This is a genomic window from Stenotrophomonas sp. CFBP 13725 (genome assembly GCF_014841935.1).
In the GTDB taxonomy this organism is placed as follows: domain Bacteria; phylum Pseudomonadota; class Gammaproteobacteria; order Xanthomonadales; family Xanthomonadaceae; genus Stenotrophomonas.
This window is the reverse complement of record NZ_JACYUV010000004.1, coordinates 384,680-398,368: the sequence shown is the minus strand read 5'-3', so window position 1 is coordinate 398,368 and position 13,689 is coordinate 384,680. Positions and strand designations below refer to the sequence as shown.

Genomic DNA, 13,689 nt, shown 5'->3' with positions numbered 1-13,689 from the left:
CAAGGACTGCCCCCAGCGCATCGTCTACCGCGCCGGACGCACGCTGCTGTTCCATGCATCCAGGAACTGCCGGCGCTTGAGCGCGTCCAGGTACACCAGCAGCCCGGGGCCGAGCTGGATCGGCCGCAGGCTGCGCTCCGGGCTTCCATTGCCGATGCCGCCGCCGCGCACGATGGGCATCAGCCGCGCCTCGCGGGACAGCACCTGCTGGCCGCGCGGCGACAGCAGATAGTCCAAAAAGCGGCCGGCCTCGGCGCTGTTGCGTGCGGTGCGCGGGATCAGCGCGGTGCGCAACATCACCAGGGTGTAGTCCTCCGGCTCGACAATGCCGAGCGGCTGGCCATCGTCGATGCGCGCCTGCGCGTAGGACCCCAGCACGTTGTAGACCAGCGACAGTTCGCCGCTGCTCACCTTGTCCAGCAACACACCGGTGCGTTCTTCCAGCACGACGCGGTTGTCACCCAGCGCACCCAGCAGCGCACCGGCGATGCTGCCGCGCTGGGCATCCTGCGTGGCCAGCAGATAGCCCACGCTGCTGCGGTTGATGTCATAGGTGCCTACCCGCCCGCGCAGTGGCGCATCCGGCGCGCGCAGCAGGTCCAGCAATTGCCGCCGCGTGCGCGGCACGCGCGATGCAGGCAGCGTGCGGGTGTTGTAGACGATCGCCACCGGCTCGTAGCTGATGCCGAAGGCTTCGTTGCGCCATTTCGACCACGCGGGAAGTGTGTCGGCCTGCGCCGAACGATGAACCAGCGCGTGGCCGTCGTTCACCAGCTTGGCCTGCAGGTCCATGCCACTGGAAATCAGCAGATCGGCGGACGGCGCGCGCGTGCGCTCACCCAGGTAACGCGCGTGCAGGTCCTGGGTGATGATGTCTTCGTAGATCACCTCCGTGCCCGGATGCAGGCGCTGGTAATCAGCGATCACCACGGCGAACACCTCGATGTCCGTGCTGCCATGGATGCGCAGGGCCGCCGTGGCAGGCCCGGTCGCCGGGAAGCGCTGCACGTCCCCCGGCTCGGCGTGCGCGGCAAGGGGGCTGAGCAGCAGCAACAGGGCAGCCAACAGACGGCTCATGCATGACTCCGGGGCAGGGTGATGGTGGCGACCAGCCCGCCTTCGCGGCGGTTGGCCAGGTCGATGTGGCCGCCATGGGCATCGACTACCCGCTTGACGATGGCCAGGCCCAGCCCGGCACCACCCGCGGCAGCGCCTTCCCCGCGGGCGAAGCGCTCGAAGACCCGCTTTGCATCGGCAGCGGCGATGCCGGGGCCATGGTCGGCGATCGTCAGCACAGCACTGTTGCCTTCGGTCGTCAGCGCCACCTGCAATGGCGCGGCCGCACTGTACTTGATGGCGTTGTCGATCAGGTTCTTGATCGCCTCGCGCAGCAGCAACGCATCGCCCTGCACCCACACCGGTCCAGCGGTGACCAGCAACTGCACCCGCGGAATCGGATCCACCTGTGGCACTGCCTCATGCAAAGCCTGGTGCACGGTCTCGGCGAGATCAACCGGCGCGTAACGCTGCAGGTTCGACCGGTGGATGACGCTGGCGTCACTCAGCAGCTGGTTGAGCAGGCGGCTCATGTGGCTGGCGTTGCGCTCGATGGCCTGCAGACTCCGACGCATGTCTTCCGGGTCGTCATCGTCCAGCGCCAACTGCGCCTGCGCGCGCAAGGCGGCCAGCGGCGTGCGCATCTGGTGGGCGGCCTCGGCCATGAAGGAGCGCAGCGTTTCGTTGCTGCTGGACAGGCGTTCCATGAAGCGATTCAGCGCCGCGACCATCTGGTCCATCTCGCGCGGCACGTGCGCATCCAACGGTCTCAGGTCGGAGGGCTCCCGGCGCGACAGTTCGCGCTCCACGCGCACCAGCGGACGGAATGCACGGTGTACGCCTACGCCGACCAGGGCCAGGGACAGCAGCGACAGCACACTGATGGCCAGCAAGGCACGGTTGACCATTTCCTGTGCCAGCGCTTCGCGCGCACGCCGCGTCTGCCCTACCTGCACGCGTACTTCTCCCTGCGCGGACGGCGAAGACAGGGTGCGTGCCACCACGGCGAAGCGCACGGTTTCGCCGCTATAGGGGGCATCGAACAGCTGCGGCGCCGGGCCTTCCCGCGTGGCACCGCGTGGCGCCGGTGGCAGGTCGCCGTAGCCGGTGATAAGGCTGCCGCGGCTGTCGGCCACCCGATAGAACACCCGGTCTTCCGGTGCCATGGCCAGCAGGTCCAGGGCGGCATAGGGCAGGTCGACCTGCCACTGGCCATCCACCAGCGCCACCGAATCGGCGATGGACAGCGCCGAGGACACCAGCAGGTGATCGTAGGATCGATTCGCTGCGCGTTGGCCGTAGTCACGTGCAGCAAACAACAGGGCCACGGCGAACACCCCCAGCAACACGCCCAGGTACAGCGTCAGCGTACGGCGCAGCGAAGGCGGCGCCGTACGCTCACGGCGCTTCATCGATGTCCCCGGTGGCGGACTGGGCTGCCTCGAGCATGTAGCCCACGCCGCGCACGGTGACGATCCGCAGCGGCGCGGCCGCCAGTTTGCGGCGCAGTCGTCCGATGTACAGTTCGATGGCGTTGGGTCCGGCTTCGTCGTCGAAACCGAACAACCCGTTGCCGATTTCGTCCTTGCCCACCACTTGGCCCCTGCGCCCGACCAGGATCTCCAGCAGGCGGAACTCACGGTTGGGCAGTTCGATGAGCTCGCCGTCCAGGCTTACCCGGTGCGCGGCGTTGTCGAACTGGAAGCCGCCGATCTGCACCAGTTCGCTGGCCTGGCCGCGGCCCCGTCGCAGCAGGACGCGGCAGCGGGCCTCGAACTCGCGGAAATCGAACGGTTTGCCGAGGTAGTCATCGGCGCCCACATCCAGTGCCTGCACGCGGTCTTCGATGCCATCGCGTGCGGTCAGCATCAGCACGGGCGTGCTGTCGCCGCGTTCTCGCATGCCCGCCAGCACGCGCAGTCCGTCCAGCTTGGGCAGGCCGATATCCAGCACCACCAGGTCGAAGGCCTGGTAGCGCAGGACGCTGGCCGCGGCCAGGCCGTCAGCCTGCCAATCCACGGCGTGCCCGTTGCGGCGCATGCGGCGGATGATGGCATCGGCGAGGTCCGGGTTGTCTTCGACCAGCAGCAGGCGCATGCGGTTGTCGGGTGCGGGGGAGTTGAGATGCTAACGCACGGGGAGTGGGTCGAACGGGTGAGACCCCCTCGCGGCTGCCCTGAAGCTGGACTACGGGTTGGCGACGGGCGGGGTGGCTATGCGGGGCACGCGCAAGTACGTCCATGTAGCTCTTCGCGGCTCCTGCCGCTCAAGGCCCCGCATACCCACCCCGCCCGTCGCCCTGACGGTTTCCCGGTTGCTGCCGGCCGCGTATGAAGAAATGAAGAAAAGCGGTAGCGCCGAGCCGTGCTCGGCGGCGCGAATGCGGGGAGTTCGCTGCACTGCACAAACCGCTGACAGGCGCATGACAGCTTGCGGGGAAGAGACTGCGGCCTTGCACCTGTTTCGGGTGCCCACGTTGGCCGCGCGCCGGGCGCGCACCTGGGAGGGTTTGTGGAAGAGTTTTCTGTTCGTTGGGCGGGCTTCGGTTGTCGTGCGCTGGTCGGGGCGGCGTGCTTGTCCGCTGCTGCACCGGTGTTTGCTGCGGATGATGAGCGCCCGGTCACCGCTGGGATCGGTGGCCGTCTGCACCTGGATTTCGCCACGTTCGACAACGATGGGCGCGGCACGCCGAACAAGGACGACACCGAAGTGCGGCGCGCGTGGATTGACGTGTCCGGCAAGTTCTTCGTCGTCGATTACAAGATGGAAGCCGACTTCTCCGGCGACCGTGTCGAAGCCAAGGATGTCTACGTGAGCCGCGGCTTCGGCGATGCCGGCCGGCTCACCGTCGGTCAGTTCAAGCAGTACTTCTCGCTCGATGACCGCACCGGCTCCAACTACGGCAGCTTCCTGGAGCGCGGCAACGCGGGCACCTCGCTGGCGCCGTTGTATCGCCTGGGCGCGTCTTGGCAGGCCAATCCGGGTGACTTCACCTGGGCGGCCAGCCTGTACAGCCTGGAGAGCATCGACGCGTGGCAGGTCAAGGGTCGCGCCGCCGGCGGCCGTGCCACGTGGGCGCCGAGTCCTGCGGCCGGCGACGTCCTGCACCTGGGTATTTCGCTGGCGCGTGAGCTGTACGACAACCCCGGTGCCAGCGGCGCCCCGGGGCTGCGCATCCGCCCACGCCCGGCAGGCCACCTGTCCGATGAAAGCCGGTTGACCCTGGTCGACTTCTCCGCCGGACGCGATACCGATGTGGACAAGTGGTCGCTGGAGTATGCGCAGGTGCGCGGTCCGTGGTCGTGGCAGGGCGAGTTCAGCGGGGCCACGTTCGACGACGGCCTGCAGCACGGCAAGGTGCTGGCCGGCTACGGGATGGTGAGCTGGTTCGTCACCGGTGAGTCGCGCGGCTACGACCGCAAGACCGGGCGCTTCGCGCGCATCCAGGATATCCGGCACAAGGCCGGCGCGTTCGAGCTGGCACTGCGCTATGACCAGATGCGGGGTGACCAGCATCTCATCGGCTTGCCCGACCTGCGCGATGGCAGCACCGAGGCATGGACGCTGGGCGGCAACTGGTACCTGCGCGACAACCTGCGCTTCATGCTCAACCTGATCGAGAGCCGCAACCGCGATCACCTGGCCGACGTCACCGTCGACCGTACGCGCGCGGTTACCGGGCGCCTGCAGTTCGACTTCTGACCCCTCCCCTTCCCTTCCCCTCCCGCCCTTTTCCGCAAGGAGTCCGCAGATGATGCTCAGCATCCTCGGCTTTGGCATGGTCATTACGTTCATGTACTTGATCATGAGCAAACGACTGTCGCCGCTGGTCGCCCTGATCACCGTCCCGATCATCTTCGCGTTGCTCGGTGGCTTCGGTGCCGGCATCGATGAAATGATGCTCGACGGCATCAAGAAAATCGCGCCCACCGGCGTCATGCTGATGTTCGCCATCCTGTACTTCGGGGTGATGATCGACGCCGGCCTGTTCGATCCGCTGGTCCGCATCATCCTCAACGTGGTGAAGGGTGATCCGCTGAAGATCGTCATGGGCACGGCCGTCCTGGCGATGCTGATCTCGCTCGATGGTGATGGCTCGACCACCTACATGATCACCGTCTCGGCGATGCTGCCGCTGTATCGGCGGTTGGGCATGAACGCATTGAACATGACCTGCGTGACCATCCTGGCGGGCGGCGTGATGAACCTCACCCCGTGGGGCGGCCCGACCGCACGCGCCGCCACCGCGCTGCATGTCGACCCGGCCGATGTGTTCGTCCCGCTGATCCCTTCGATGGTCATCGCCTGCGCCGGCATCCTGGTGCTGGCCTGGTACCTGGGCATGAAGGAGCGCCGCCGCCTTGGCGTGGTGTCGCTGCCGCAGGGCGGCTCATGGATGGATTCCAGCGTGTCCGATGATGGCGATGCGCTGCCCACTGTTGAAGACGCCGAAGACATCAAGCGGCCGAAGCTGTTGTGGGTGAACTTCGGTCTGACCGCCGCGCTGATGGCCGCCCTGATCATGGGCCTGCTGCCGATGCCGATCCTGTTCATGGTGGGCTTCGCCATCGCCCTGGTGATCAACTACCCGAACCTGGCCGAGCAGCGCCGCCGGGTGGTCAACCACGCAGGCAACGTGCTGTCGGTGGTGTCGCTGATCTTCGCGGCCGGCATCTTCACCGGCATCCTCAACAACACCGGCATGGTGGAAGCGATGTCACACAGCTTCCTGGCGATCATTCCGGAGAGCTGGGGGCCGTACCTGGCGGTGATCACCGCGCTGGCCTCGATGCCGTTCACATTCTTCATGTCCAACGATGCCTTCTACTTCGGCGTGCTGCCGATCCTGTCCGAGGCCGCCGGCAACTACGGCATCACGCCGGTCGAAATGGCCCGCGCTTCGCTGGCCGGCCAACCCGTACATCTGCTCAGCCCGCTGGTGCCCTCGACGTACCTGCTGGTGGGCCTGGCCAAGGTGGAGTTCGCCGACCATCAGAAGTTCACCCTGAAATGGGCGGTGTTGATTTCCCTGCTGCTGATGGCGGGTGGCCTGTTGTTCTCGCTGTATCCGCTGTCCGCCTGAGGCGGCCCGTATTCCGCAACCTGGAGAAACCAATGACGCTTCGCATCGCATACGTCACCAGCGGCATGGGCAGTGTCGGCACCGCGATCTGCCAGACCTTGGCACGCTCGGGCCACACGGTGGTCGCAGGCTGCGCGCCGAACTCGCCGCGCAAGGCCGGTTGGTTGCGTGAACAGCGCGACCTCGGCTTCGATTTCATCGCATCGGAAGGCAATGCCACCGACTGGGCCTCCACCGCTACTGCGTTCGACAAGGTGCGAGCCGATGTTGGCGCGGTGGACGTGCTGGTCAACAACTCGGGCGGCAGCCGCGATGTGCTGTTCCGGCAGATGAGTGCCGATGACTGGAACGCGGTCATCGCGTCCAACCTCAACTCGCTGTTCAACATCACCAAGCAGGTCGTCGACGGCATGACCACGCGCGGGTGGGGGCGCATCATCAACATCGGCTCGGTCAGCGCGCACAAGGGGCAGATCGGCCAGGTCAACTTCGCCACCGCCAAGGCCGCCATGCACGGCTTCAGCCGTGCACTCGCCGCAGAGACCGCAGCGCGCGGGGTCACGGTCAACACCATCTCGCCCGGCTATATCGCCAGCCAGGCGATCAGCAGCTTCCCGCCCGATGTGCTGGACCGGCTGGCGGCCTCGGTGCCGATCCGCCGCCTGGGCAAGCCGGAGGAAGTGGCGGCGTTGTGCGGCTGGCTGGCCTCGGACGACGCCGCGTACGTGACCGGGGCGGACTATCCGGTCAACGGCGGTCTGTACATGGGGTGATGCGTTTTGGGTAACAAGCAGGTGGGTGACGACGGGTGGTCGTCACGCCCTTGCCGCTGCGCTCACCGAGCATGGCGCGGCGCTACCCTTGGTGCCAGCGTGCGTTCCCGTTGCATAAAGCGAACAGCGTCGCAGTTACCACGAACGTTCGCTTTACCGTCAAAAAGCCGTCATTTCCGCTTTGCATAGTGGTCGGTGACCTGCAGCACGCAGGCCTTCCCCCATGCAACGGACCGACATGCAGACCCGACACCTGACGATTGCCGTGGCGATCGCGCTTTGCGCCGCCAACGCCCACGCCGCCGGCGAAACCCTCGCCGATACCGCCGTCACGGCGCAGACCCTGGACGCCGTTTCGGTGATCGGTCAAGGCGAAACCCGCCAGGTGCAGCGCATCACGGCCGTGGACAAGCAGGTACTGCCGCCCGGCACCAGCGGACAGAAGATCCTGGATCGCCTGCCCGGCGTGTCGGTGCAATCCAACGATGCGTTCGGGGCCAATGAGGAATCACAGACCATCAGCCTGCGCGGGTTCGACAAGAGCCGCCTCGGTTACACGCTGGACGGCATCCCGCTGGGCGACAACAGCTACGGCAACTACAACGGCCTGAGCATCGCCCGCGCACTGATCGCCGAGAATCTTGCCGGCGCCGAGCTCTCGCAGGGCATCGGCTCGCTGGGGGTCGCGTCCACCAGCAACCTGGGCGGCGCCATCCAGTATTTCTCGATGGACCCCTCCACCGAGTTCGGTGGTCGCGCCAGCATCACCGCCGGCGATGACAACCAGCGTCGCGGCTATCTGCGCGTGGACACCGGCGACCTCAACGGTTTTTCCGCCTATGTGTCCGGTGTGCACCAGGACGCCGACATGTGGGCCGCACCGTATCAGAACCAGACCACGCGCCAGTTCAACGCGAAAGCCGTATGGCAGGTCGGTGACAACCGTTTCGGTGCCTTCGCGGCGACCTCGCGCGCCAGCCAGGCGAACTATGCGTACCTGTCCAAGAGCATGCTGGAACGTGGCTTGGGCTATGACTGGAACATCTACGCACCGGACTGGGACCGCGCGGTTGCCGCCGCCTACTGCGCACCGGCCACGCGCGATCCGGCACGCTGCGCCTTCAGCGGCGGCGTCAACAGCATCGACGATGCGTACTACCAGAGCCGTGCGCTGCGCGACGACAACCTGTACGCGCTGGATGCCGACGTCAAACTGGGCGACGCGGCCGGGTTGAAGCTGCTGGCCTACCACCACGAGAACCGCGGCCAAGGCCATTGGTGGGCACCGGGCCAGCCCTCCCACCCCGGCACCGATCGCGCGCTGCCGATCTCGATCCGCAGTACCAATTACACCATCAACCGCCAAGGTCTCACTGCGGCGCTGACATGGCGCGTGGGTCTGCATGAGCTGGAGGCCGGCCTGTGGTACGAGAAGAACGACCACAACGTTGAACGCAACTTCTACTACATCGATGGCCCGTTCCTGGACGACACGTACCTCAACCATCCGGATCGCCGCCTGTTCGACCAGGACTTCGACATCCGCACGCGGCAGTTCTACGTGCAGGACCGCATGCGCTTCATGGACGATCGCATGACCGTCGATGTCGGCATCAAGAGTCCGAACACCCGGATGACTGCACGCGCCAAGCCGGGCACCGAATCGCTCTATGCCTCCGGCACGTTGACCGCAAAGGAATCGGTGCTGCCGCAGGCCGGCATCAGCTTCAAGCTGAGTCCCCAGCAGGAAGTGTTCGCCTCGTATGCAGAGAACATCGCAGCCTTCGTCGGCGGCGGCAGTGGCGGTCCCCTGCAGGTATCCCCGGAGTCCTTCGCTGCCAGCGTGGATGACCTGGAGCCGGAGAAGTCACGCACGTTCGAGGCAGGGTTCCGTCGCTTCGGCGAGAAGTACCAAGCGTCCCTGGCGGCCTACCACGTGATGTTCGACAACCGCCTGCTGTCGCTCAACCCGTGCACCAGCATCGAAGTCGGCACGCGGCCGGAATGCATCACGCGCTTCATCAACGTCGGCTCGGTCAAGAGCCAGGGCGCCGAGTTGACCTTGATCTTCAAGCCGATCGACGGCCTGCAGTGGTACAACGCGCTGTCCTGGAACAAGACCACTTACGAAGACGACTACACGTCCGGCGGCGCCATCGTGCCGGTGGCCGGCAAGATCACCGTCGACACCCCGCAGCGCATGGCCTCCAGCGAACTGAGCTGGAACCGCGACGGCTTCTTCGCCAGCGTACGTGCCAAGTACACCGGCAAGCGCTACTACACCTACACCAACGACCAGTCGGTGCCGGGCGTGACCACCTTCGATGCCGGACTGGGCTATTCCTTCGGACCGGGCATGGGCCTGCGCGACATCAAGGTATCGCTCAACGCGACCAACCTGACCAACAAGCGCTATGCCGGGCAGTTGAGCTCGTTCGCCCCGACCGATCCGAACGGCACCCGCTACGCGATCCACGCCAGCGCACCGCGCCAGGTGTTCATGACAGTGGGTGTGGATTTTTAACCTTCGGCGGGTGTTTGGTTTCGTGGGTTGAGGCGGGGCGAGGGAACCATGCAGGACACGCCGCAAGTACGTCCATGTAGGCTCCTTTCGCCCCGTCCGGGGGCTCAAGGGTCCTGCATGGCTCCCTCGCCCCGCCTCCGGACAGTGGGCCGCCCCCGCCGGGTTGGGGGAGAGAAGAGCAAAAGCAAAAGCCGCCGAGCATGGCTCGGCGCTACCGCTTTTCTTTCTTTTATTACGTGGGTGGCGGCCACCGGAACCTGTCAGAGGGCCGGGCGGGGAGGCTGTGCGGGGCCTTGAGCGGCAGGAGCCGCGAAGAGCTACATGGACGTACTTGCGCGTGCCCCGCATAGCCTCCCCGCCCGGCCCCACGGCTGCAGCTCTGAACCAGCCACCCGCGAGGGGGTCTCACCCGTTCGCCGCACTCACTCCGGCAACAGCTGATCCATCCGTATCCGATTGGCGAACAGGGAAAACGCCAGCATCCCCGCCAGCCCATTGGCCCGGCTCACCCACTGCGGCAACCAGCGCGGTGGCTGCAGGATGCCCGCCTCGAACAACGGTGCGAAGGTGATCGCATCGGTCAGCGTCATCTTGCCAGCGAACAACCACCGGCAGACCTGCAGGCGATCCTCAGCCAGCATGTGGCGGAAGAACGTGTGCACCGACACCAGCCCGCGCAGGTACACCGTGTCCTTGGTGAAGGCCATGCCACCGCTGGGCGGTACACCGCGGAACACCCGCTGCGCAGAGGCAAAGCTCTCTTCCGCGTTCTGCCCCGCCGCGCAGAAGTAACGGTAGACCTCGATGAAGTCCGCGCCCTCCCGTGCCATCGCAATGGCCTCCGTGCGCAGGCTGATGCGCTTCAGGCGCTGGATGTCGATGCTGCCGGTGATCTGCTCGGCAAAGGTCGCCAGGCCTTCCTGGGTGGCGGTGACGCGCGGCGAGGACAACGCCAGGCTGGGCAGCACAGATTGCTCACGCCCGTTGAGCGCGGTCAGTGAATGCACCAGCGCTTCATGGTGGAACAACTGCGCACGGTCGTAGGCACTGAAGCGCGCACTGGTACGCAGGCGGAGGCGGGTAGCACCGGCAGCGGCCTTGGAAACCAGCTGCGGATCCAGTTGCACCTGGATGATGCGCGACTCGAAGAAGGCATCCAGATCGCCCTGCAGCTGCAACTGCAGCGCCGTCGCCGAGACCGGCACCTGCTCTTCCGGCGCCAGCAGTTCGTGATCCAGTTCAGTGGCGATCTGGATGAAATGTCGGGCCGCGTCGCGGGTGCTCGGTCCGTTTCCCGGCAGCGGCTGCTCGGGCGATCCGAACAGCTGCACCGAGCAGGCATCGACCGCGGCCGTGCCCAACCCTTCCAGCAGCTGCGCGGCAACATCCCAGCTCTGCGCCGACTCGGCGACATAGCGACCCAGCGGATGATCGGCATCGCACTCGGCGGTCAGCGCGGCCAGCGTACGTCGCGCATCGCTGAAATCCAGCGTGGGATACTCCACGTGCGGCAACCGCGGCTGGCCACTGGCCATGCTCGCCAGGAACGGGGATTGCAGGGCGGCGGGCCAGCTGGTGAGGCTCAGCAGCCGGATGCCACCGACGGCCTCGACCAGCCGCGCATCAAGCGCAGCGTGGTGGGCCACTTCGCGATCCAGCGTCGTGCTCTGGTCCATGAGCAGACTATACGGCAGTGATGGCCGCTGGCCATCAACAGGAGGGGCTGACGGCCAGCGGCCGTCACCATCCCAACGGGCGTCAGCGCCGGCGTGGTTTGCCGGCGCCGCGGCGTGCGGCCGTACGTCGTTCCTGCGCCGTCTCCGCTTGGCGTACCGCCAGCTTGGCGGCGGCGGCAGCCACTTCGTCCTTCAGCTTGAAGTAGTTCAACACGCGGGTTTCTTCGATCGTGCCGTCCTCGATCGCCGCGCGTACCGCGCACCCGGGCTCCTGCTGGTGCAGGCAGTTGCGGAACCGGCACTGCTCGGCCAGGGCCTCGATATCGGCAAAGCCCCCTTCGGCCAGCGTCTCTTCGCCGGTCGGCTTGAGCTCGCGCATGCCAGGCGTATCGATCAGGCAGGCGCCCATCGGCAGCGGCATCAACGCGCGGTGCGTGGTGGTATGGCGGCCGCGCGAGTCATTGGAACGCACGCTGTTCGTCTTCATCCGCTGCTCGCCCAGAAGCGTGTTGGTCAACGTCGACTTGCCGGCCCCGGAGGACCCGACCAGCACCACCGTGTGGCCCGCGCCCAACCACGGATGCAGCGTGGCGACACTGTCCGCATCCAGTCCGTTCACCGCACGCAGGGCGATGCCCTGCGCTTTAAGTTCATCCAGTACCGCCAGCGCATCTTCGCTGTACTCGGTCTGGTCGGCCTTCGTCAGCACCACCACCGGCACGGCCCCGCCGCCACCGACCAGCAGCAGATACCGTTCGATACGGCGTGGATTGAAATCCGAATCCAGTCCGCAGACGATGAACACCGTATCGACGTTGGCGGCGATGACCTGCTGGTGATAATGCTCGCCTGCCGCGCCGCGCTTGATCGCGGTGCGACGCGGCAGCAGCGCGACGATGCGCACCCCCTCCAGCAGGACCCAGTCCCCAACGGCAGGCCGCTCATGGCTGGGGAAGCGCGGGCGCTGCCATTCGGGAAGCGATTCGGCCTTGATTGACGCATCGGGACCGTCTGCCACCACATAGTGCGTCCGGTGCTGCTCGATCACACGCGCCGGCCGCGCCTGCGGATGCGCCTCCATCGCGGTGTACCAGTCGGCCTGGTCGTCCGCCGTGGGTGCTCCCGGCCAGGGCCAGCCAATGGTCTGCAGGGCGTTGTAGTCAGGGGTCTCGGTCATCCTGCGCATTCTACCGGCAGCGGGGCATGCGGGCGCGGCGTCAGGCCCCACGCCCCCTTGCCATGCGCTGCAGCAATTCAGCTAGTATGGGCTTTCCATGCCCATTGACGGCCCGTCTGCCATGTCCACCCCCACGCCCAAGCCCCTGGCCATCCGTGAACGCCTTTCCGAAGTGCGCTACGAGATCCGAGGAGAGCTGGCGCGACGAGCGCGGGAACTGGAAGCGCAGGGCCGCACGCTGATCAAGTTGAACATCGGCAACCCGGGCAATTTCGGTTTCCGTGCACCGCAGCACCTGCAGCGCGCGATTGCCGATGACATGGGCCGCACCGACCCGTATACCCACCAGCAGGGGCTGCCTGTGGCCCGTGAGGCGATCGCCGCGGCCTACGCCCGCCGTGGTGCACCCGATGCCCACCCGGACCGCGTATTCGTCGGCAACGGCGTCAGCGAACTGATCGACCTGTCCCTGCGCGCCCTGCTCAACCCGGGCGATGAAGTGCTGGTGCCCTCGCCGGACTATCCGCTGTGGTCGGCCGCCACCATCCTCAACGACGGTCGCCCGGTGTATTACCGCTGCGCGCCGGAAAACGGCTTCCAGCCCGATCCGGACGAGATCGAAGCCCTGGTGTCTTCGCGCACCCGCGCCATCGTGCTGATCAACCCGAACAACCCCAGCGGCGCGAGCTATCCGCGTGAGCTGCTGGAGCGCATCGTCGCCATCGCGCGCAAGCACAACCTGCTGCTGATGGTCGATGAAATCTACGACCAGATCCTGTACGACGACGCGGTCTTCCAGCCGGTGGCCCCGCTCGCCGGCGACCTGCCCTGCCTCACCTTCAGCGGCCTGAGCAAGGTGCATCGCGCCTGCGGCTGGCGGGTGGGCTGGGCGATGCTGTCCGGCGAGGCGGAACGGCTGGGCGACTTCCGTGCGGCGATGGACCTGCTGAGCGCGTTGCGCCTGTGCGCGAACGTGCCGGGCCAGTATGCGATCGACGCGGCCGTGAACGGGCCCGATACGATCAGCCCGCTGTGCACGCCGGGCGGCCGCCTGTACGAAACCCGTCGCGCGGTGATCGACGCCTGTGCCGCCAGCGAGCATCTTTCGCTGGTCGCTCCCGCCGGCGCGCTGTATGCCTTCCCCGCCATCGTCGGTGATGCTGCGAAGGGTGTGGATGACCATGAATTCGCGCTCGACCTGATGAACAATGAAGGGGTGCTGGTGGTACCAGGCTCCAGCTTCAACGTGCCGTACCGCCATCATTTCCGGGTCACCCTGCTGCCGGAAGCGGCCGTGATGCGCGATGTATTCGCGCGAATTGATCGCGCCCTGGCGCGCCGTGCAGAGGCCAACCGCAAGGTCGTGCCGCTGAAGCCGCGTCGTTCGGCGGTCGCCTGAC

At 66.4% G+C, this 13,689-nt stretch carries 10 protein-coding genes; 5 read left to right on the top strand and 5 right to left on the bottom strand.

Going from position 1 to position 13,689, the window contains the following annotated elements:
- Positions 1-24: 24 nt before the first annotated feature.
- From IFT65_RS09845 to IFT65_RS09835, 3 genes are read right to left on the bottom strand one after another with little or no spacing between them, the layout of a single operon-like run.
- Positions 25-1,077, bottom strand: a complete 1,053-nt coding sequence (locus IFT65_RS09845; protein ID WP_192081291.1) for an ABC transporter substrate-binding protein — start codon at positions 1,075-1,077, stop codon at positions 25-27.
- Complete coding sequence (locus tag IFT65_RS09840; RefSeq protein ID WP_192081290.1) at positions 1,074-2,468, bottom strand: sensor histidine kinase; 1,395 nt, start codon at positions 2,466-2,468, stop codon at positions 1,074-1,076. Before IFT65_RS09840 ends, IFT65_RS09845 begins: the two co-directional genes overlap by 4 nt.
- Positions 2,455-3,153, bottom strand: a complete 699-nt coding sequence (locus IFT65_RS09835) for a response regulator transcription factor (RefSeq protein WP_192081289.1) — start codon at positions 3,151-3,153, stop codon at positions 2,455-2,457. The genes IFT65_RS09840 and IFT65_RS09835 overlap by 14 nt, the downstream gene beginning before the upstream one ends.
- A 459-nt stretch (positions 3,154-3,612) precedes the next feature.
- Between IFT65_RS09835 and IFT65_RS09830 the strand changes: the two genes are divergently transcribed.
- From IFT65_RS09830 to IFT65_RS09815, 4 genes are all read left to right on the top strand, one after another.
- Positions 3,613-4,758, top strand: a complete 1,146-nt coding sequence (locus IFT65_RS09830; protein WP_192081358.1) for a porin — start codon at positions 3,613-3,615, stop codon at positions 4,756-4,758.
- A gap of 52 nt (positions 4,759-4,810) precedes the next feature.
- Entirely contained in the window at positions 4,811-6,139 is a 1,329-nt protein-coding gene (locus IFT65_RS09825) for a CitMHS family transporter (RefSeq protein ID WP_188327188.1), read from the top strand.
- Positions 6,140-6,171: 32 nt separating this feature from the next.
- Positions 6,172-6,912: an acetoacetyl-CoA reductase gene (phbB, locus tag IFT65_RS09820; RefSeq protein WP_188326214.1), complete on the top strand. Its 741-nt coding sequence runs from the start codon at positions 6,172-6,174 to the stop codon at positions 6,910-6,912.
- A gap of 238 nt (positions 6,913-7,150) precedes the next feature.
- Positions 7,151-9,436, top strand: coding sequence for a TonB-dependent receptor (locus tag IFT65_RS09815; protein WP_192081288.1), 2,286 nt, complete (start codon positions 7,151-7,153; stop codon positions 9,434-9,436).
- Positions 9,437-9,858: 422 nt separating this feature from the next.
- Here the strand turns inward: IFT65_RS09815 and IFT65_RS09810 are convergent, their stop codons facing one another.
- Both IFT65_RS09810 and rsgA read right to left on the bottom strand, forming a co-directional pair.
- Positions 9,859-11,112, bottom strand: coding sequence for a flavohemoglobin expression-modulating QEGLA motif protein (locus tag IFT65_RS09810; RefSeq protein WP_192081287.1), 1,254 nt, complete (start codon positions 11,110-11,112; stop codon positions 9,859-9,861).
- An 82-nt stretch (positions 11,113-11,194) separates the two neighbouring features.
- On the bottom strand, positions 11,195-12,289 hold the full coding sequence (rsgA, locus tag IFT65_RS09805) for a ribosome small subunit-dependent GTPase A (protein WP_192081286.1): 1,095 nt from the start codon (positions 12,287-12,289) through the stop codon (positions 11,195-11,197).
- Between the two features lie 121 nt (positions 12,290-12,410).
- Here rsgA and IFT65_RS09800 point away from each other — a divergent pair, with 121 nt between their 5' ends.
- Complete coding sequence (locus IFT65_RS09800; protein ID WP_188326210.1) at positions 12,411-13,688, top strand: pyridoxal phosphate-dependent aminotransferase; 1,278 nt, start codon at positions 12,411-12,413, stop codon at positions 13,686-13,688.
- The last annotated feature ends 1 nt before the right edge of the window (position 13,689 follow it).

What these genes read in the sequence shown, in the direction of transcription:
- IFT65_RS09845 (WP_192081291.1), bottom strand. Translation starts at nt 1,077, where the DNA reads ATGAGCCGTCTGTTGGCTGCCCTGTTGCTGCTGCTCAGCCCCCTTGCC.
- IFT65_RS09840 (WP_192081290.1), bottom strand. Translation starts at nt 2,468, where the DNA reads ATGAAGCGCCGTGAGCGTACGGCGCCGCCTTCGCTGCGCCGTACGCTG.
- IFT65_RS09835 (WP_192081289.1), bottom strand. Translation starts at nt 3,153, where the DNA reads ATGCGCCTGCTGCTGGTCGAAGACAACCCGGACCTCGCCGATGCCATC.
- IFT65_RS09825 (WP_188327188.1), top strand. Translation starts at nt 4,811, where the DNA reads ATGCTCAGCATCCTCGGCTTTGGCATGGTCATTACGTTCATGTACTTG.
- phbB (WP_188326214.1), top strand. Translation starts at nt 6,172, where the DNA reads ATGACGCTTCGCATCGCATACGTCACCAGCGGCATGGGCAGTGTCGGC.
- IFT65_RS09815 (WP_192081288.1), top strand. Translation starts at nt 7,151, where the DNA reads ATGCAGACCCGACACCTGACGATTGCCGTGGCGATCGCGCTTTGCGCC.
- IFT65_RS09810 (WP_192081287.1), bottom strand. Translation starts at nt 11,112, where the DNA reads ATGGACCAGAGCACGACGCTGGATCGCGAAGTGGCCCACCACGCTGCG.
- rsgA (WP_192081286.1), bottom strand. Translation starts at nt 12,289, where the DNA reads ATGACCGAGACCCCTGACTACAACGCCCTGCAGACCATTGGCTGGCCC.
- IFT65_RS09800 (WP_188326210.1), top strand. Translation starts at nt 12,411, where the DNA reads ATGTCCACCCCCACGCCCAAGCCCCTGGCCATCCGTGAACGCCTTTCC.